The 18355-nt window shown below is 60.3% G+C and carries 13 protein-coding genes; 10 read left to right on the top strand and 3 right to left on the bottom strand.

Going from position 1 to position 18355, the window contains the following annotated elements; translation table 11 throughout:
* The first annotated feature begins 40 nt into the window (after positions 1-40).
* Positions 41-553 (top strand): GNAT family N-acetyltransferase, encoded by a 513-nt coding sequence (locus J7E41_RS13120; RefSeq protein ID WP_214993471.1) that lies wholly within the window; start codon positions 41-43, stop codon positions 551-553.
* Here the strand turns inward: J7E41_RS13120 and J7E41_RS13115 are convergent.
* Positions 541-1242, bottom strand: a complete 702-nt coding sequence (locus J7E41_RS13115; protein ID WP_214993469.1) for an aspartate/glutamate racemase family protein — start codon at positions 1240-1242, stop codon at positions 541-543. The two genes, J7E41_RS13120 and J7E41_RS13115, sit on opposite strands and share 13 nt — an antisense overlap.
* Positions 1243-1368: 126 nt before the next feature.
* On the opposite strand from J7E41_RS13115, the gene J7E41_RS13110 reads away from it, so the two are divergent.
* Together J7E41_RS13110 and J7E41_RS13105 are read left to right on the top strand one after the other, a co-directional pair.
* Entirely contained in the window at positions 1369-1863 is a 495-nt protein-coding gene (locus J7E41_RS13110; protein WP_214993467.1) for a hypothetical protein, read from the top strand.
* A gap of 119 nt (positions 1864-1982) precedes the next feature.
* Entirely contained in the window at positions 1983-2654 is a 672-nt protein-coding gene (locus tag J7E41_RS13105) for a DUF3313 domain-containing protein (protein WP_214993465.1), read from the top strand.
* A 67-nt stretch (positions 2655-2721) separates the two neighbouring features.
* Here the strand turns inward: J7E41_RS13105 and J7E41_RS13100 are convergent, their stop codons facing one another.
* Both J7E41_RS13100 and J7E41_RS13095 read right to left on the bottom strand, forming a co-directional pair.
* The gene (locus J7E41_RS13100; protein ID WP_214993463.1) at positions 2722-3627 is read right to left on the bottom strand and encodes an AraC family transcriptional regulator; all 906 of its coding nucleotides are present in this window, start codon (positions 3625-3627) and stop codon (positions 2722-2724) included.
* A gap of 81 nt (positions 3628-3708) precedes the next feature.
* A complete protein-coding gene (locus J7E41_RS13095; protein ID WP_214993462.1) occupies positions 3709-4998 on the bottom strand; it encodes a glycosyltransferase in 1290 nt (429 codons plus the stop codon).
* A gap of 183 nt (positions 4999-5181) precedes the next feature.
* Between J7E41_RS13095 and tpx the strand changes: the two genes are divergently transcribed.
* The 7 genes from tpx (at position 5182) to J7E41_RS13060 (ending at position 18160) form a co-directional block, all read left to right on the top strand.
* Positions 5182-5682, top strand: coding sequence for a thiol peroxidase (gene tpx / locus J7E41_RS13090; RefSeq protein WP_214993461.1), 501 nt, complete (start codon positions 5182-5184; stop codon positions 5680-5682).
* A gap of 232 nt (positions 5683-5914) precedes the next feature.
* Positions 5915-7222 carry an MdtA/MuxA family multidrug efflux RND transporter periplasmic adaptor subunit gene (locus tag J7E41_RS13085; RefSeq protein ID WP_214993460.1) on the top strand — a complete coding sequence of 436 codons (1308 nt, stop codon included), beginning with the start codon at positions 5915-5917 and terminating at the stop codon, positions 7220-7222.
* Positions 7219-10320 (top strand): MdtB/MuxB family multidrug efflux RND transporter permease subunit, encoded by a 3102-nt coding sequence (locus J7E41_RS13080; RefSeq protein ID WP_214993459.1) that lies wholly within the window; start codon positions 7219-7221, stop codon positions 10318-10320. The genes J7E41_RS13085 and J7E41_RS13080 overlap by 4 nt, the downstream gene beginning before the upstream one ends.
* Positions 10317-13424, top strand: coding sequence for an efflux RND transporter permease subunit (locus J7E41_RS13075; protein ID WP_214993458.1), 3108 nt, complete (start codon positions 10317-10319; stop codon positions 13422-13424). The genes J7E41_RS13080 and J7E41_RS13075 overlap by 4 nt, the downstream gene beginning before the upstream one ends.
* Positions 13421-14962: an efflux transporter outer membrane subunit gene (locus tag J7E41_RS13070; protein WP_214993457.1), complete on the top strand. Its 1542-nt coding sequence runs from the start codon at positions 13421-13423 to the stop codon at positions 14960-14962. Before J7E41_RS13075 ends, J7E41_RS13070 begins: the two co-directional genes overlap by 4 nt.
* A 252-nt stretch (positions 14963-15214) precedes the next feature.
* A complete protein-coding gene (locus J7E41_RS13065) occupies positions 15215-17335 on the top strand; it encodes a putative bifunctional diguanylate cyclase/phosphodiesterase (RefSeq protein WP_353049404.1) in 2121 nt (706 codons plus the stop codon).
* Between the two features lie 78 nt (positions 17336-17413).
* Positions 17414-18160, top strand: a complete 747-nt coding sequence (locus tag J7E41_RS13060; RefSeq protein ID WP_214993454.1) for an SDR family oxidoreductase — start codon at positions 17414-17416, stop codon at positions 18158-18160.
* Positions 18161-18355: the final 195 nt, after the last annotated feature.

Here is an 18355-nt window from a genome sequence, read left to right as displayed (position 1 = left end):
TACACTGGCCTGCCACTTGTCTTTCAAAGGATGAAACACAATGCACACACCTGAACCCAAGATCGTCATCCAGCGCTTTGCCGAAGCCCATATCGAAGGCATGAATGCGCTCTACAACGACCCGGCCGTGTGCCGTCAGGTGCTGCAAATGCCTTTCCAGTCGGTCGAGATCTGGCGCAAACGCCTGGCAGATACCAATGAGCGACTGATCAGGCTGGTCGCCCTGCATGGAAACGAGGTCATTGGCAGTTGCACCCTGGACCAGTATTCACGCAGTCGCCAGAACCATGTCGGCGCGATTGGCATGGGGGTCGCCGTGGCCTGGCAGGGCAAGGGCGTGGGTACAAAATTGCTGGGGGCGGCGCTGGATGTTGCCGACAATTGGATGAACCTGCGTCGCGTGGAGTTGACGGTGTATGTCGACAACGAGCCCGCGCAGGCGCTCTACCGCAAGTTCGGCTTCGAGACCGAAGGCCGGCTGCGTGATTACGCCGTGCGTGACGGCGTATTCGTCGATGCCCTGACCATGGCCCGCTTGCGTCAGACCGCCTGAGCTTCCAAGGCAAACGCCACCGCAGCCTGCGCATGCAGCTCGGTGGTGTCCAGCAGCGGCAGGTCGCTGTGTTCCGGTTTGATCAGCAGGCTGATTTCCGTGCAGCCGAGGATGATCGCCTGGGCGCCGCGAGCAGCCAGGGAGTTGATCACCCGCAGGTATGCCTGGCGTGACGCTTCGCTGATCACCCCGACACACAGCTCTTCATAAATGATCCGGTGCACGGTCTGGCGCTCATCCACGTCCGGTATCAACACGGTCAACCCCTGGGCGGTGAGGCGAGACTTGAGAAAGTCTTGTTCCATGGTGAACGCGGTGCCCAGCAGACCCACCGTGAGCGTGCCTGCCTCGATAGCCGCAGCGACGGTAGCGTCTGCAATATGCAGAAACGGAATTGATACCGCGGCCTCAATCTGAGGCGCCACCAGGTGCATGGTATTGGTACACAGCACCACGCATTCGGCGCCGCCCGATTGCAGCCGGCGTGCGGCATCTTCCAGAATCAGCGCCGCGTCATCCCAGCGACCGGCGTGCTGGGCCTGTTCCACCGGGCCGAAGTCCACGCTGTACATCAGTATTTGCGCCGAACGCAGCGGCCCCAAGCGATCGCGGACCTGCTGGTTGATGATCCGGTAATACTCGGCGCTGGACTCCCAGCTCATGCCGCCGATAAGGCCGATGGTGCGCATGCGATGCTCCTGAAGCAGGTGGGCGAAAGGTACACATTACCCAAGACCGATACGTTAGTCATACGTGTTGGTGCCGCATCTGCCATGCTGGTTGTTCGCAGTCAGGGTTACCCGAGGAACACCGCAATGGACGATGTACAGCAACTGGGCGAGATGCTTCGTCATTACGCCGACAGCGAAGCGCACAAACAGCAGCAGTTCGAGGTGCAGTCCGCGCACTGGGCGCAGAAAATCACGGAACTGTTCGGCCAGATCGAGCAATGGCTGGAGCCGGTTAAAAGCGTCGGCCTGCTGGAAGTGCAGCGTGAAGCCTATGTGGCGTCTGGCCCCAGCGTGCCGGTGGAAACATCAACCTTCAAGACCGAGAAGCTGACCATCCACATCGCGGGCAAACCGGTGGAGTTCGTGCCGGACGTAATGGGCGCCGGTGGTCTGATTTCGTTGGCGGTGATGGGCCTGACCGCTGCCCGCTACGGCAGCATTTCCCTGGTGTTGCTGCCAGGCAAGAACGACTGGCAGTGGAAGAAAACCAACGGACTGAAAGACCCGGACACCTTCGCCTTTGATGCCAACTTCCTGGCCTTGCAGCTACAGAGCCTGATTCCCCGCGAGCGCGGTTAAGGTCAGCCCGGGATCACGCGTCAAATGCGCCGTACGTGCAACGCGCAAAGCGCTTTTTCCCCAGAGTTGGCTATACCTATAGCTCGGTGTTTCGATGATGACTGCCAAGGAGTTCCATGATGAAGCTAGGGCTAATGATCAGCACGTTGTGCATTGCCTCGGTTGGTGTAGTGGGGTGTTCCAGCAAGGTGACGCAGCCGGACGAGTATTCCGGGTTTCTCTCGGACTACAGCCATTTGAAGGAAGCCAAATCACCGTCGGGCGCGCAAGTGATGCGATGGGTTGATCCCAATCTGAACCTCAACCGCTACACCTCGGTGTACATCGAACCCACTCAGTTCTTCCCCAAGCCTCAAGCCACTACCAGGATTCCCGAAAGTACGCTGCAAGGCATCAACAACTACTACAACCAGGCGCTCGAGCGTGAGTTGGTCAGGTCGCTGCCGCTGGCCAACGCGCCGGGTCCTGGGGTGATTGTGGTGCGGGCGGCGATCACAGCTGTCAGCAGCAAGACCGAAAGCCTCAAGCCTTATGAATTCATTCCTGTTGCGCTGGTGGCCGCTGCGGTGAGTACGGGGGCCGGGATTCGTGATCAGGAAACGACCTTGGGCACTGAGGCGCAGTTCCTTGATGGTGACAGTGGCAAGGTGGTTGCTCAGGTGGTGCGTAAAGGTACCGGCAAGCCGCTGGCAAATGATTCGCAGGTGATGAAGGCGGATGATGTGAAGAGTGTGATTGATGGTTGGGCTTCGGATCTGCACCAGTCTTACGTCAAACTCAAAGGTAAGTAAGCGGTTAATGTTGGGGGACGTTGAGGTGTATATCCGTTACCAGAAAAACGGGTATACACCCAAAAAACTAAGCGAGATTCTGCTCAGTCAACCGCTGCACCGCCAACCGCCGATAGTGCGAAGGCGTCATTCCCTTGAGTTGCTGAAAGCGCCGATTAAAGTTTGAAATATTATTAAACCCCGACTCAAAACACACATCCGTCACTGCTTTATCGCCATCAGCCAACAACTCGCAGGATTTACTGATCCGCAACCGATTGACGAACTCGATAAACGTCCGCCCGGTAGCCTGCTTGAACACACGGGAGAAGTAAGTGGGCTTCATCCCCAAATACTCCGCCACTTCCTCCAGGGACAACTCCCGCGCGTAATGGGCAAAGATATAGTTCACCGCCCGGTTAGTGCGGTCGATGCTGTGTTCATCGGCCAGTTGCGGTGTGGTCACATCGGACAGCAACTGGTAATCCTCACAGGCGCCGAGCACCTCCATCAGGATAAAGAAGTGGCCGAGGCGCGCCATGCCCCTGGCGTCTTCGATGCGTTGCATCAAAGTCATGGCCTGGGCGATGGTGTGTTTGCAGCGGAACTCAATGCCATATTGGGCCCGCTCCAGCAGCGGGGCCAAGGTCTTGAGTTCGGTGAAAATATGACTGCCGCTTTCCAGTAACTCATCGGTGAAGTTCACCAACATGTCGCGCTTGGGCACCACCTCATCTTCCGCCACCTGACTGATCCAGTTATGGGGGAGGTTGGGGCCGGTGAGAAATAAACTCTCCGGATAAAAGTTGCCGATGTAGTCGCCGATAAACACCTTGCCCGAGCTGGCAACGATCAAATGCAGTTCGTATTCCTTGTGGAAATGCCAGCGCACCAACGGGCACGGGAAGCCGTGTTGGCGATAGATGATGGACAGGCCGTTGTGGTCGTCCATCAACTCATAAGAAGGATCGGTGATTCTCGCTGCTCGGGTCATGCTGCAGTCGCTTTATGGTGGTTGCCAAAAGGATAATGCCCCCTTTACCTGCTACCTCGCCAGCACCTGCTGTTTATACGGTTAAACGCTGCGGTTTTTCGCCTCGATCCATTGCGCCATGTACTGGGTGCTTTTGTGCAGGTGATGGCGCAGCATGCTGCCGGTGAAATTGTTGCGTCGATGTTCAGCCAACTGGCTGCGGCATTGCTCCAGACGCTCCACCAGCGCCGGACCGTGGACTTCCTGGGCGTACCGGCGAGCCAACAGGCTGCGGCCGTTTTCCTGGGCCCGGGACCAGCCGTCCGGGTCCTGATACAAGGCAACCGCCGCGGCCGCCAAGGCACTGGCACTGCGCTCGATTGCTCCGGGCCATGGCTGATCGTCGCCCATTCCTTCGGCGCCGATCGGCGTGGTGACGTTGGGTGTGCCGCAGAGCATCGCGTCCACCAACTTGCCCTTGATCCCGGCGCCAAAGCGCAACGGTGCGAGGCAGATGCGTGCAGCGGTCATTACCTGCAGGGCGTCTTCGGCCCAGTTCATCACATGAAAACCCTGGGCCGGGTTGTGCAATGCCGTGGCCTTGGGCGGAGTGTAGGCCCCGTAAACATGCAGTTGCGCGCCCGGCAGTTGCTGGCGGATCAGCGGCCAGACACTGTTCTTCATCCACAGCACCGCATCCCAGTTGGGGGCGTGGCGAAAGTTACCAATGCTCAGGAAATGCGCCCGATCCTCAAACGGCGCGAAGGCGGCGGCCGGCGCTTCAACCATCAGCGGGCACCAGTGGAGGAGGGCAGCGGGGACCTTGAAGTGCTCGGTCAGCAACTGGATTTCCACATTGGAGATCATCAGGTTGATGTCACAGCGATAAATGGCCGCGATCTCACGTTTGGCCAAATCACTTTCAGCCATCAACTGGAACTCTTCGTCCAATGCTTCGCAGAACACCGGGCTAAAGTCATCCGCCTCGGGCTTGTGTTTAAGGTATTCCTTGAGGCGCTGCTGGCGGGCATCGCGAAGGCTTTGCAAGTCCGACGTTTCCAGCACTCGCAACGCGTCGGGGCACTGTTTCTCCACCCGCCAGCCGAATTGTTCTTCCATCATGAAACGGTCGAACAGCACGATGTCCGGGGCCAGTGTGCGGATGAAGTCGTCGAAGCTGCTGTTATTAAGCTCGATGGCGCATTCGCGAATGCCCAGCGCCGGCAAGTCGGCCTTGTGTTCGCCAACGGTCGCCGGGCTGCTGAAGGTGACGTCCCAGCCCTGATCGAGGAAGCTCTGCAGAATCTGCATCATATGGCCACCGGCTGCCGAGGAGCGGGGTTCTGGCCAGACATAACCAATAACCAGGACTTTGGTGGTGGGCTGATTCATCAAAAAAGCGTTCCTTAATAAGGGCAGGGCAAAAAGCGCCGCAATTAAACCACAGCGGCCCGGTTCTCGCGTTGCGGCATGGACCATGACAATTTGTGTTTGACCGTAGGTCCGCGCAGCACTTTGTGTTTAACTTCGGCCTCTCGAATTCGTTCTACCAAAACCTGTATGAGGAATCCGTTCATGGCTCAAGTCACCCTTAAAGGCAACCCTGTCCAAGTCAATGGCCAACTGCCGCAAGCCGGTTCCAAGGCGCCAGCCTTTTCCCTGGTTGCCGGCGATCTGTCGGACGTTACCCTGGCCAGCTTTGCCGGCAAGCGCAAAGTGCTGAACATCTTCCCAAGCGTCGACACCCCGACCTGCGCGACCTCCGTGCGCAAGTTCAACACCCAGGCCAACGACGTGGCCAACACCGTTGTACTGTGCATCTCCGCTGACCTGCCCTTCGCCCAGGCGCGTTTCTGTGGTGCCGAAGGCCTGGAAAACGTGAAGAACCTGTCGACCCTGCGTGGCACCGAGTTCATCGAAAACTACGGCGTGGCCATCGCTGATGGTCCACTCAAGGGCCTGACCGCCCGCGCCGTCGTCGTACTGGATGAAAACGACAACGTGCTGCACAGCGAACTGGTCAAGGAAATCGCCGAAGAACCAAACTACGAAGCGGCCCTGGCTGTTTTGAAGTAACGATTACTGCGCATGACTGTCGTTTTGCAGTAACACGTTTGATGCATGATTGCGGCCTGGCCTAGTCCAGGCCGTTTTTATTTACGGTTCAGCGGCTTAGCCGGGACACTGAAGTTTCAACTGCAAAAGTGAAAAGTTGTAAGTCCAAAGGTAAATAGCCGGTAAAGGCGCTTTTCTTACAGCGCTCCAGTGCTTATCTTTCAGCCTCCCAAAGAAGAAGCTCTCGCGCCCAATGGTTGATCAATCCATGCAATCCACCCCCCGTAACTCCCGCCGCTGGCTGTTCGGCTTGCTCGTCCTGCTGGTGATTGCCGGCCTGTGCTGGAAATTCTGGCCTGGCAGCCATAAAGACAGCACCGAGAAGACGCCCGCCGGGCATGCTGGCAAGTCGGGCATGATGCGCCCTGGCTTCGGCGGCTCGACCGGCCCGGTGCCGGTGCGCGTTTCGCCGGCGGTGTTGGGAGAGTTTCCGGTGTACTACAAGGCCCTGGGTACGGTGACGGCGTTGAACACGATCAACGTGCGCAGCCGCGTGGCGGGGGAGTTGGTCAAGATTGCCTTCGAGGAAGGGCAGATGGTAAAGGCTGGGGACCTGCTGGCAGAAATCGACCCGCGCAGCTACCAGAACGCCTTGCTCCAGGCCCAGGGCACGTTGTTGCAGAACCAGGCCCAGTTGAAAAACGCCCAGGTTGACGTTCAGCGCTATCGTGACCTGTATGCGCAAGACAGTATCGCCAAGCAAACCCTGGACACCGCTGAAGCGCTGGTCCTGCAATACCAGGGCACGGTGAAGACCAACCAGGGCGCGGTGGATGACGCCAAGCTCAACCTCGACTTCACCAGGATCCGTGCGCCGATTGCCGGGCGTGTAGGCCTGCGCCAACTGGACGTCGGCAACCTTGTCGCCGCCAATGACACCACCGCCCTGGCCGTGATCACCCAGACCCAGCCTATCAGCGTGGCCTTCACCCTGCCGGAAACCACCTTGGGCGTCGTGCTCACTCGCTACCGTGGCGGCAACAAGCTGCCGGTGGAAGCCTGGGACCGTGGCGACGTCAAACGCCAGGCCACTGGCGTGCTGCAAAGTCTGGACAACCAGATTGACGTGACCACCGGCACCCTGAAATTCAAGGCACGCTTCGATAACCAGGACCAGGTGCTGTTCCCCAACCAGTTCGTCAATGTGCACCTGCTGGCCGATACCCTGCATAACGTGGTGCTGGCACCTTCAGCCGCGATCCAGTTTGGTAACAACGGTACCTTCGTCTACGCCCTCGACGGTGACAAGAAGGTCAAGATTCGCCCGCTGGTGATTGGTGACAGCGACGGTGAAAACACCGTGATCAAGGAAGGCCTGGCCGCTGGCGACCGGGTGGTACTGGAAGGCACCGACCGCTTGAAGGACGGCAGCGAGATCGAAGTGGTCAACGACAGCAGCGAGGTCCCGACCACGCCGACTGAACACCTCCAGGGCCAACCGGCAGCCAAGGCGCCGCAAGGCCCGGCTGATACCGGCAAGGCGCAAAAGGGCGGCGCATGAACCTCTCGCGTCTGTTCATCCTTCGCCCGGTAGCCACCACCCTGAGCATGCTGGCCATTGTCCTGGCCGGTGTGATCGCCTACCGCCTGCTGCCGGTTTCGGCCTTGCCTCAGGTGGATTACCCGACCATTCGGGTCATGACCCTGTACCCCGGCGCCAGCCCGGACGTGATGACCAGTGCAGTGACCGCGCCGCTGGAGCGCCAGTTCGGGCAGATGCCGGGTCTGACCCAGATGGCGTCCACCAGTTCCGGCGGCGCATCAGTGCTGACCCTGCGCTTCAACCTCGACATCAACATGGATGTCGCCGAGCAACAGGTGCAAGCCGCCATCAACGCCGCCACCAACCTGTTGCCCAAGGACTTGCCCGCTCCACCGGTGTACAACAAGGTCAACCCGGCGGACACCCCGGTGCTGACCCTGGCCATCACCTCAAAAACCATGTTGTTGCCTAAGCTCAATGACTTGGTCGACACCCGCATGGCGCAGAAAATCGCCCAGATCAGCGGCGTCGGCATGGTCAGCATCGCCGGTGGCCAGCGCCAGGCGGTACGCATCAAGGTCAACCCAGAGGCCCTGGCGGCCAATGGCTTGAACCTGTCGGATGTGCGCACCTTGATTGGCGCGTCCAACGTCAACCAGCCCAAGGGCAACTTCGACGGCCCGACCCGGGTCTCGATGCTCGACGCCAACGACCAGTTGGTCTCGCCCGAGCAATACGCTGAGCTGATCCTCGCCTACAACAACGGCGCACCGCTGCGTCTCAAGGACGTGGCACAGATCGTCGACGGTGCGGAAAACGAGCGCCTTGCTGCCTGGGCCAATGAAAACCAGGCCGTGCTGCTGAATATCCAGCGCCAGCCCGGCGCCAACGTGATCGAGGTGGTCGACCGGATCAAGGCGCTGCTACCGAGCATTACCGATAACCTGCCGGCCGGCCTGGATGTGACGGTACTCACCGACCGTACCCAGACCATCCGCGCCTCGGTCACGGACGTACAACACGAATTGCTGATCGCCATCGCCCTGGTGGTGATGGTGACGTTCCTGTTCCTGCGTCGCTTCAGCGCCACCATCATCCCGTCCATCGCCGTGCCGCTGTCGCTGGTGGGTACCTTTGGCGTGATGTACCTGGCCGGCTTCTCGGTCAACAACCTGACGCTGATGGCCTTGACCATTGCCACCGGTTTTGTGGTGGACGACGCCATCGTGATGCTGGAGAACATTTCCCGCTATATCGAGGAAGGCGAGACACCGCTGAACGCTGCGCTCAAGGGCGCCAAGCAGATAGGGTTCACGCTGATTTCCCTGACCCTGTCGCTGATTGCGGTACTCATTCCGCTGCTGTTTATGGCGGACGTGGTCGGGCGGTTGTTCCGTGAATTCGCTATCACTCTGGCGGTGGCGATCCTGATTTCCCTGGTGGTGTCACTGACCCTGACGCCGATGATGTGCGCCCGTTTGCTCAAGCGCGAACCCAAGGAAGAAGAGCAAGGCCGCTTCTACAAGGCCAGCGGTGCCTGGATCGACTGGCTGATCGAAGCCTACGGACGCAAATTGCAATGGGTGCTTAAGCACCAGCCGCTGACCTTGTTGGTGGCCGTCGCTACCCTGGGCCTGACGGTGGTGCTGTACCTGGTGGTGCCCAAGGGCTTCTTCCCGGTGCAGGACACTGGCGTGATCCAGGGCATTTCCGAAGCACCGCAATCCATTTCCTTCGCCGCCATGAGCCAGCGCCAGCAGGAACTGGCGAAGGTTATCCTGGCGGATCCGTCGGTCCAGAGCTTGTCGTCCTATATTGGTGTCGATGGCGATAACGCCACCCTCAACAGCGGTCGCTTGCTGATCAACCTCAAGCCCCACAACCAGCGGGACTTGAGCGCGGCGCAGATCATCACACGCCTGCAACCGGAGCTCGACAAACTGGTGGGCATCCGCCTGTTCATGCAGCCGGTGCAGGACCTGACCATCGAAGACCGCGTCAGTCGTACCCAGTACCAGTTCAGCATGTCTTCACCGGATGCCGAGTTGCTGGCCCTATGGAGCGGCAAGCTGGTGCATGCCCTCAGCCAGTTGCCGGAACTCACCGACGTGGCCAGCGACCTGCAAGACAAAGGCTTGCAGGTGTATCTGGTGATTGACCGTGACGCTGCCTCGCGCCTCGGCGTATCGGTCTCGACCATCACCGACGCGCTGTACGACGCTTTCGGCCAGCGGCAGATTTCCACCATCTACACCCAGGCCAGCCAATACCGCGTGGTGTTGCAGGCTCAGTCCGGGGAAACCCTGGGCCCGGATGCACTGAACCAGATCCACGTGAAAACCACCGACGGCGGGCAGGTGCGGCTGTCGAGCCTGGCCCATGTGGAGCAGCGTCAGGCGCAGTTGGCAATCGCCCATATCGGCCAGTTCCCGGCGGTGATGATGTCGTTCAACCTGGCGCCCGGCGTGGCGCTGGGCAAGGGCGTCGAGCTGATCAACCAGACCCAGAAAGACATCGGCATGCCGGTGGGCGTACAGACCCAATTCCAGGGCGCGGCCCAGGCGTTCGAAGCATCGCTGTCGAGCACCTTGCTGTTGATCCTGGCGGCGGTGGTGACCATGTACATCGTGCTGGGTGTGCTCTACGAGAGTTACATCCACCCCATTACCATCCTGTCGACCTTGCCATCGGCAGCGGTGGGGGCCTTGCTGGCCCTGCTGATCAGCGGCAATGACCTGGGGATGATCGCCATTATCGGCATCATCCTGCTGATCGGTATCGTCAAGAAGAACGCGATCATGATGATCGACTTCGCCCTCGACGCCGAGCGCAACCAGGGCCTGGACCCGCAGACGGCTATCTACCAGGCGGCGCTGTTGCGCTTCCGGCCAATCCTGATGACCACCCTGGCCGCGCTGTTCGGTGCGGTGCCCTTGATGCTGGCCACAGGCTCCGGTGCTGAACTGCGCCAGCCCCTGGGCCTGGTGATGGTGGGCGGGTTGCTGTTGAGTCAGGTCCTGACGTTGTTTACCACCCCGGTGATCTACCTGTACTTCGATCGCCTGGGCCGTCGCTGGGGCAAACAGCCCGAGCGTCTGGAGCCGGTTGAGCCATGAACCTGTCCGGACCTTTCATTCGCCGGCCGGTAGCCACCATGCTGCTGAGCCTGGCGATCATGCTGTTGGGGGGCGTCAGTTTCAATTTGCTGCCGGTGTCACCGCTGCCGCAAATCGACTTCCCGGTAATTGTCGTGCAAGCCAGCTTGCCCGGCGCCAGCCCTGAAGTAATGGCGTCCACAGTGGCCACGCCGCTGGAGCGATCCTTCGGCGCAATTGCCGGTATCACCACCATGAGCAGCTCGTCGAGCCAAGGCTCGACCCGGGTCATCCTGGCGTTTGACTCCGGGCGGGATATCAACGGTGCCGCGCGGGAAGTGCAGGCCGCAATCAACGCCTCGCGCAACCTGCTGCCCAGCGGCATGCGCAGCATGCCCACCTACAAGAAGATCAACCCGTCCCAGGCGCCGATCATGGTGCTGTCGCTGACGTCGGACGTGCTGCCCAAGGGCCAGCTTTACGACCTGGCCTCCACCATCCTCTCCCAAAGCCTGTCCCAGGTGCCGGGCGTCGGTGAAGTGCAGATCGGCGGCAGCTCATTGCCGGCGGTACGTATCGAGCTGGAGCCCAAGGCGCTCGACCAGTACGGCGTAGCCCTGGACGATGTACGTAACACCATCGCCAACGCCAACGTGCGTCGACCAAAAGGTTCCCTGGAAGACAGCCAGCGCAACTGGCAGATCCAGGCCAACGACCAGTTGGAAAAGGCCAAGGACTACGAACCGCTGTTGATTCGCTACCAGGACGGCGCGGCGTTGCGTCTGAGTGATGTGGCGAAAATCAGCGACGGCGTCGAAGACCGCTACAACAGTGGTTTCTTCAACAATGATTCGGCGGTACTGCTGGTGATCAACCGCCAGTCCGGCGCCAACATCATCGAGACCGTGAAACAGATCAAGGCGCAGTTGCCGGCCTTGCAGGCAGTGCTGCCATCCAGCGTCAAGTTGAACCTGGCCATGGACCGCTCGCCGGTGATCACGGCTACCTTGCATGAAGCCGAGATGACCCTGCTGATCGCCGTGGCCCTGGTGATTCTGGTGGTCTACCTGTTCCTCGGTAACTTCCGCGCCTCGTTGATTCCGACCCTCGCGGTGCCGGTGTCGCTGGTGGGTACCTTTGCGGTGATGTACCTGTTCGGGTTTTCCCTGAACAACCTGTCGCTGATGGCACTGATCCTCGCCACCGGCCTGGTGGTGGACGATGCCATCGTGGTGCTGGAGAACATTTCCCGGCATATCGATGATGGCATTTCGCCGATGAAAGCGGCTTACCTGGGGGCGAAGGAAGTCGGTTTTACCTTGCTGTCGATGAACGTGTCGCTGGTGGCGGTGTTCCTGTCCATCCTGTTCATGGGTGGGATCGTCACGAGCCTGTTCCGCGAATTCTCCATCACCCTGGCGGCGGCGATCATCGTCTCGCTGATCGTCTCGCTGACCCTGACGCCGATGCTCTGCGCCCGCTGGCTCAAACCCCACGTCAAGGGCGAAGAAACCGGCTTGCAGCGCTGGAGCGAGAAGGTCAATGACCGCATGGTCGCCGGCTACGCCCGCAGCCTGGATTGGGTGCTGCGGCATCGGCGCCTGACCCTGCTCAGTCTGCTGGTGACGGTCGGTGTCAATATTGCGCTGTACGTGGTGGTGCCGAAAACCTTCATGCCACAACAGGACACCGGCCAATTGATCGGTTTCGTCCGTGGCGATGACGGCCTGTCGTTCAGCGTCATGCAGCCGAAAATGGAGATCTTCCGCAAAGCAGTGCTGCAAGATCCCGCGGTGGAAAGCGTAGCCGGGTTTATCGGTGGCAACAGCGGCACCAACAACGCGGTGATGCTGGTGCGGCTCAAGCCCATCAGCGAGCGCAAGATTTCCGCTCAGGCAGTGATCGAGCGCATGCGCAAGACCGTGCCTCCGGTTCCCGGCGGGCGCCTGATGCTGATGGCCGACCAGGACCTGCAATTTGGCGGCGGTCGCGACCAGACCTCCTCGCAATACTCCTACATCCTGCAAAGTGGCGACCTGGCGGCCCTGCGGCTGTGGTACCCGAAAGTCGTTGCCGCGCTGCGTGAACTGCCGGAGCTGACCGCCATCGACGCCCGGGAAGGCCGTGGTGCGCAACAGGTGACGCTGGTGGTCGACCGCGACCAGGCCAAGCGCCTGGGTGTGGACATGGACATGGTGACGGCGGTGTTGAACAACGCCTACAGCCAGCGGCAGATTTCCACCATCTATGACAGCCTCAACCAGTATCAGGTGGTGATGGAGGTCAATCCGAAGTATGCCCAGGACCCGATCACCCTGAATCAGGTGCAGGTCATCACGTCCACCGGCGCGCGGATTCCGCTGTCGGCCATTGCGCACTATGAAAACAGCCTGGCGGACGACCGAGTCAGCCATGAAGGCCAGTTTGCTTCCGAGAATATCGCGTTCGACATGTCCCCCGGCGTGACGGTAGAGCAGGGCACCGCCGCCATCGAACGGGCAATCGCCAAGGTCGGCCTGCCGGAAGACGTGATCGCCAAGATGGCCGGCACTGCCGATGCCTTCGCGGCGACCCAGAAAAGTCAGCCGTTCATGATCCTCGGGGCGTTGGTGGCGGTGTACCTGGTGCTGGGGATTCTCTATGAGAGCTACATCCATCCGCTGACCATCCTGTCGACCTTGCCATCTGCCGGGGTCGGCGCCTTGCTGTCGATCTACGTACTGGGGGGCGAGTTCAGCCTGATCTCGCTGCTGGGGCTGTTCCTGCTGATTGGGGTGGTGAAGAAAAACGCCATCCTGATGATCGACCTGGCGCTGCAACTGGAGCGCAAGGAGGGCATGGACCCACTGGAATCGATTCGCAGCGCCTGCCTGTTGCGGCTGCGACCGATCCTGATGACCACCCTGGCGGCGATCCTCGGTGCCGTGCCGCTGCTGATCAGCAGCGCTGAAGGCGCAGAAATGCGCCAGCCCCTGGGCCTGACGATTATCGGCGGCCTGGTGTTCAGCCAGATCCTGACCCTTTACACCACCCCTGTGGTTTACCTTTATCTCGACCGCCTGCGCCACCGTTTCAACGGCTGGCGCGGGGTGCGTACCGATGCTGCTCTGGACACTGCGCTATGACCGATTCAACGTTTCTCCCTGTAGGAGCGAGCTTGCTCGCGAAGAACCTGAGTGCGCATCGAGGTGTCAGGCTGCCTGTGTTTTCGTTGACGACTTTCGCCAGCAAGCTCGCTCCTGCAGTGGGCGTGGCGCTTATCGGCATTCTGCTCAGCGCCTGCGCCGTGGGCCCGGACTACAAACGTCCGGAACTGACCGAACCGGCCCAGTACAAAGAGGCCCAGGGCTGGCGTCAGGCAACGCCCAGCGATTCCCTGGCCCGTGGTGCCTGGTGGGAGTTGTATGGCGACAAACAACTCAATGAGTTGGTAGACAAACTCAACACTGCCAACCAAAGCGTAGCCCAGGCTGAAGCGCGCTTTCGTCAGGCCCAGTCGCTGGTTCGCAGTTCCCGCGGGGCATTTTTCCCCAGCGTCGACCTGAGTGTCGGGAAAACCCGTGCCAGCCAGGGCACCGGCAGCAGTAGCTCTGGCCTGAGCACCTCCAGCAGCGGTATTCGTGACACCCTGAACGCCCAGTTGGGCGTCAGTTGGGAAGCGGATATCTGGGGCAAGCTGCGTCGTGGCCTGGAAGCCAATGAAGCCAGTGCTGAAGCCAGCGCGGCAGATTTGGCGGCCATGCGCTTGAGCCAGCAGTCGGAACTGGTGCAGGACTACCTGCAACTGCGGGTCATGGATGAGCAGACCCGTTTGTTGCAAGCCACGGTGGATACCTACCAGCGCTCCTTGCAGATGACCGAAAACCAATACCGCGCCGGTGTGTCGGGTAAAGACGCAATCGCCCAGGCCCAGACTCAATTGAAAAGTACCCAGGCCAGCATGATCGACCTGATCTGGCAGCGGGCTCAGTTGGAAAACGCCATCGCGGTGCTGGTAGGTGTGCCACCGGCCACCTTCAACCTGGCGGTGAGCAAGGATATTCCGGCATTGCCACAGATTCCGGTCAGCCTGCCTTCACAGTTACTGGAGCGTCGCCCGGACATTGCCTCGGCGGAACGGGCTGTGATCGCCGCCAACGCCAATATCGGCGTAGCCAAAACGGCCTATTACCCGGACCTGACCTTGAGCATGGCAGGCGGCTACTCCAGCAGCACGTACGCCGACTGGATCAGCCTGCCCAACCGTTTCTGGTCGGTTGGACCGAAGCTGGCCATGACCCTGTTTGACGGCGGCCAGCGCTCGGCGGAAGTCGATCGCGCCGAGGCCTCCTACGACGAAACCGTGGCCAAGTACCGCCAGACCGTGCTCGATGGTTTCCGCGAAGTGGAAAACTACATGGTTCAGCTCAAGGTCCTGGAGGACGAGGCGGGTGTCAGTAATGAGGCGCTGGAAGCGGCGCGGGAATCCTTGCGCCTGACCCAGAACCAATACAAGGCCGGGTTGATTGCCTACCTGGATGTGGTCGCTGTCCAGGCAACCGCCTTGAGCAACGAACGTACGGTCCTGACGTTGCTGCAAACACGGCTGGTGGCCAGCGTGCAACTGATTGCCGCACTCGGCGGTGGTTGGGATGGGCAGATGCAACTGAGCGAAAAGAAGTAAGCGTACCGCCACTCGGCCCGCCGGCAGTTGTGGCGAGCGGGCTTGCCCGCGTTGGGTCGCGAAGCGGCCCTGAAACCTGCAACCTGGTTCTGCCTGGAAAACACGGTGATCTTATTGGGGCTGCTGCGCAGCCCAACGCGGGCAAGCCCGCTCGCCACACAAGGCCACTCGGGGCAATAGTGGCCTTCTGATAATTTTTCGGTGCCCGATAATTATTCTCGCTACAATCGCGGACTTTTCCACCCGGCACGGATGCCGTTCGGCCCGCTGGCCACGAGAAGTCCCATGCTCACCGGTAGTTATTCCCCCGCCCTGGTCCTGATTTCGCTGTTTGTCGCGATCCTCGCTTCCTATACCGCGCTGGATTTGACTGGCCGTATCGCCACAACCAAGGGCCGCGCCGTATACCTCTGGATGAGCGGCGGTGCGCTGGCCATGGGCGTCGGCGTTTGGTCCATGCACTTTATCGGGATGTTGGCGTTCCGCTTGCCCATCAACCTGGGTTATGACGTCGGCATCACGTTCCTGTCGCTGCTGATCGCCGTGCTCTCCAGCGGGTTTGCCCTGTGGCTGGTCAGCCAGCCGCGCCTGCCTGCCTGGCAACTGGCGTTGGGTGCGCTGATCATGGGCAGTGGCATCAGTGCCATGCACTACACCGGCATGGCAGCCATGCGCATGACACCGGGCATCGACTACGACCCCACCCTGTTTGGCGCCTCGTTGCTGATTGCCGTCGGTGCCTCGGCTGCCGCGTTGTGGATCGCCTTCAACTTGCGGCGCAATACCCCTTACGTGCGTCTGGCCCGAGGCGGGGCGGCTATCGTCATGGGCGTGGCGATTGTCGGCATGCATTACACCGGCATGGCCGCCGCACGGTTTGCCGATGGCAGCTTCTGTGGCGCCGCGCTGGACGGCCTGAGCGGCAAGGGTCTGGATAACCTGGTCCTGGTCACCAGCCTTGCGGTGTTGATTATCGCGTTGCTGACATCATTGCTCGACGCTCGCCTGGAAGCGCGCACGACCGTTCTCGCGGACTCCTTGAGCCTGGCCAATCAGGAACTGACTCACCTGGCTTTGCATGACACCCTGACGGGCCTGCCCAACCGCAGCCTGCTCGCCGACCGTATTCAACAGGCCATGCAGGTGGTCACGGAGCAGGGTGGCTGTTTTGCCCTGATGTTTATCGACCTTGATGGTTTCAAGCCCGTCAACGATGCCTTTGGTCATCACATGGGCGATCAGTTGTTGCGCGAAGTAGGCCTGCGCCTGCGGGAAGATCTGCGTAGCCAGGACACCCTGGCGCGAATCGGCGGTGATGAGTTCGTGTTACTGGTGCAATTGACTCAAGCCGACGACGCGATGCGCCTGGCCGAACGTCAGGTGGGGTTGATCAATCAGGCGTTCCACGTCGCCGAGCATGAACTGAAAATCTCTGCCAGCGTGGGCATCGCCATGTTCCCGGGCAACGGCGGTACACCCCAAGAGCTGCTGATGAACGCAGACGCCGCGATGTATCACGCCAAGGGCATGGGCAAGAACGGCTACAGCTTCTTCGATGTCTCGATGAACACCAACGCCCGCAAGCAACTGCAGTTGCTGCAGGATTTGCGCAATGCCCTGGAGCAAGGGCAGTTCCGGCTCTACTACCAACCCAAGTTCGACGCCGGTACGGGGCGGCCAGTGGGCGCTGAAGCGCTGTTACGCTGGGAGCACCCGCAACAAGGTTTGTTGATGCCAGACAAATTCATTGAGTTGGCGGAAAAGACCGGGCTCATCATTCCCATTGGTGAGTGGGTGCTCAATGAGGCCTGTCGCCAGATGCAGGTCTGGTACGCCCAGGGGTATCGGGATTGGCGTATTGCCGTGAACCTGTCGGCCCTGCAATTCTGCCACGCGGGGCTGGTCAAGAGCGTCGCCAGCGCCCTGGAACGTCATCAGTTGCCGGCCAATAGTCTGACCCTGGAAATCACCGAAACCACCGCCATGAGTGACGCCGATGCAAGCATGACGGTGCTGCAGAAGCTCTCGGACATGGGCGTCGACCTGTCTATTGATGACTTCGGCACGGGTTATTCCAGCCTGATGTACCTCAAGCGCCTGCCCGCCAATGAATTGAAGATTGACCGTGGCTTTGTCCGCGACCTGGAGCACGACAGCGATGATGCTGCCATCGTCTCGGCTATTGTTGCCCTCGGTCAGGCGCTGGGGCTGCGGATTGTGGCGGAAGGCGTTGAGACTGATGTACAGCAGAGTTTCCTGACACGCTTGGGCTGTGACTCTTTGCAAGGTTACTTGCTGGGACATCCGATGCCCGCGGACGGCTTTATGGTGGATATCCAGCAGGCCGAACTGAAGCGAGTGGTCGGTCCATGACGTGAGTCCATGCAAAACCTGCTCGTGGCAGGTATTCTTGGATCCAACCGTTTTCAGGTGAACCAGGAGACAGCACGCATGGACAAAGTCGTCATCATCACCGGTGGCAGTCGTGGAATCGGCGCCGCCACGGCGTTGTTGGCTGCCCGTCAGGGTTATCGCATCTGTATCAACTTCCAGTCCGACGAAGAGGCCGCCCAGCGGGTACTGGACCAAGTCCGCGCCCTGGGTGCCCAGGCTATCGCCGTGCGCGCCGATGTCAGTATCGAGGACGAAGTGATCAATCTGTTCAACCGCGTCGATGCCGAACTGGGCCGGGTCACGGCGCTGGTGAACAACGCCGGCACCGTGGGACACAAATCTCGGGTCGATGAGATGTCCGAATTTCGTATCCTGAAGATTCTCAAGACCAACGTATTGGGGCCGATCCTGTGCGCCAAACACGCCCTGTTGCGCATGTCGCCCAAGCATGGCGGGCAGGGTGGCAGCATTGTCAACGTTTCATCGGCTGCCGCACGTCTGGGTGCGCCAGGGGAATATGTTGACTATGCGGCATCAAAAGGCGCGCTGGACACCTTCACCATTGGCCTTTCCAAAGAAGTGGCCGGCGAGGGGATCCGTGTCAACGGCGTGCGTCCCGGCTTCATTTTCACCGAGTTCCACGCCTTGAGTGGTGACGCTGATCGGGTCAGCAAGCTTGAACCGAGTATTCCCATGGCCCGTGGCGGGCGGGCGGAGGAAGTGGCGGAAGGGATTATCTGGTTGCTGTCGGACAAGGCGTCCTATGCCACCGGGACGTTTATCGATCTGGCGGGCGGGCGATAGCGGGTGAGTATCGATGGCGACGGATAGGTCTCTACACATTTCTTGGACCCCCCGAAAGCCCTGTAGCCGCTGTCGAGGCACGAGGCTGCGATAAGGGCCGCAGGACCTTCGACAGTTTCAAGAGACTGGCGACTGCTGCGCAGCCGATCGCAGGCTGCGCCAGCGGCTACAGAGGGCAGATACCCGTGGTGGCGA

The organism is Pseudomonas fluorescens (assembly GCF_018614655.1).
Lineage (GTDB): Bacteria > Pseudomonadota > Gammaproteobacteria > Pseudomonadales > Pseudomonadaceae > Aquipseudomonas > Aquipseudomonas fluorescens_BX.
Note: the sequence above shows the minus strand (reverse complement) of the source record. Positions and strands in the feature narration are given on the sequence as shown.

Bases quoted from the DNA above. Each gene is read 5' to 3' on its own strand.
- J7E41_RS13065 (WP_353049404.1), top strand. From the start codon at position 15,215: ATGCCGTTCGGCCCGCTGGCCACGAGAAGTCCCATGCTCACCGGTAGT.
- J7E41_RS13070 (WP_214993457.1), top strand. From the start codon at position 13,421: ATGACCGATTCAACGTTTCTCCCTGTAGGAGCGAGCTTGCTCGCGAAG.
- J7E41_RS13095 (WP_214993462.1), bottom strand. From the start codon at position 4,998: ATGAATCAGCCCACCACCAAAGTCCTGGTTATTGGTTATGTCTGGCCA.
- J7E41_RS13120 (WP_214993471.1), top strand. From the start codon at position 41: ATGCACACACCTGAACCCAAGATCGTCATCCAGCGCTTTGCCGAAGCC.
- J7E41_RS13085 (WP_214993460.1), top strand. From the start codon at position 5,915: ATGGTTGATCAATCCATGCAATCCACCCCCCGTAACTCCCGCCGCTGG.
- J7E41_RS13080 (WP_214993459.1), top strand. From the start codon at position 7,219: ATGAACCTCTCGCGTCTGTTCATCCTTCGCCCGGTAGCCACCACCCTG.
- J7E41_RS13075 (WP_214993458.1), top strand. From the start codon at position 10,317: ATGAACCTGTCCGGACCTTTCATTCGCCGGCCGGTAGCCACCATGCTG.
- J7E41_RS13060 (WP_214993454.1), top strand. From the start codon at position 17,414: ATGGACAAAGTCGTCATCATCACCGGTGGCAGTCGTGGAATCGGCGCC.
- J7E41_RS13110 (WP_214993467.1), top strand. From the start codon at position 1,369: ATGGACGATGTACAGCAACTGGGCGAGATGCTTCGTCATTACGCCGAC.
- J7E41_RS13105 (WP_214993465.1), top strand. From the start codon at position 1,983: ATGAAGCTAGGGCTAATGATCAGCACGTTGTGCATTGCCTCGGTTGGT.
- J7E41_RS13100 (WP_214993463.1), bottom strand. From the start codon at position 3,627: ATGACCCGAGCAGCGAGAATCACCGATCCTTCTTATGAGTTGATGGAC.
- J7E41_RS13115 (WP_214993469.1), bottom strand. From the start codon at position 1,242: ATGCGCACCATCGGCCTTATCGGCGGCATGAGCTGGGAGTCCAGCGCC.
- tpx (WP_214993461.1), top strand. From the start codon at position 5,182: ATGGCTCAAGTCACCCTTAAAGGCAACCCTGTCCAAGTCAATGGCCAA.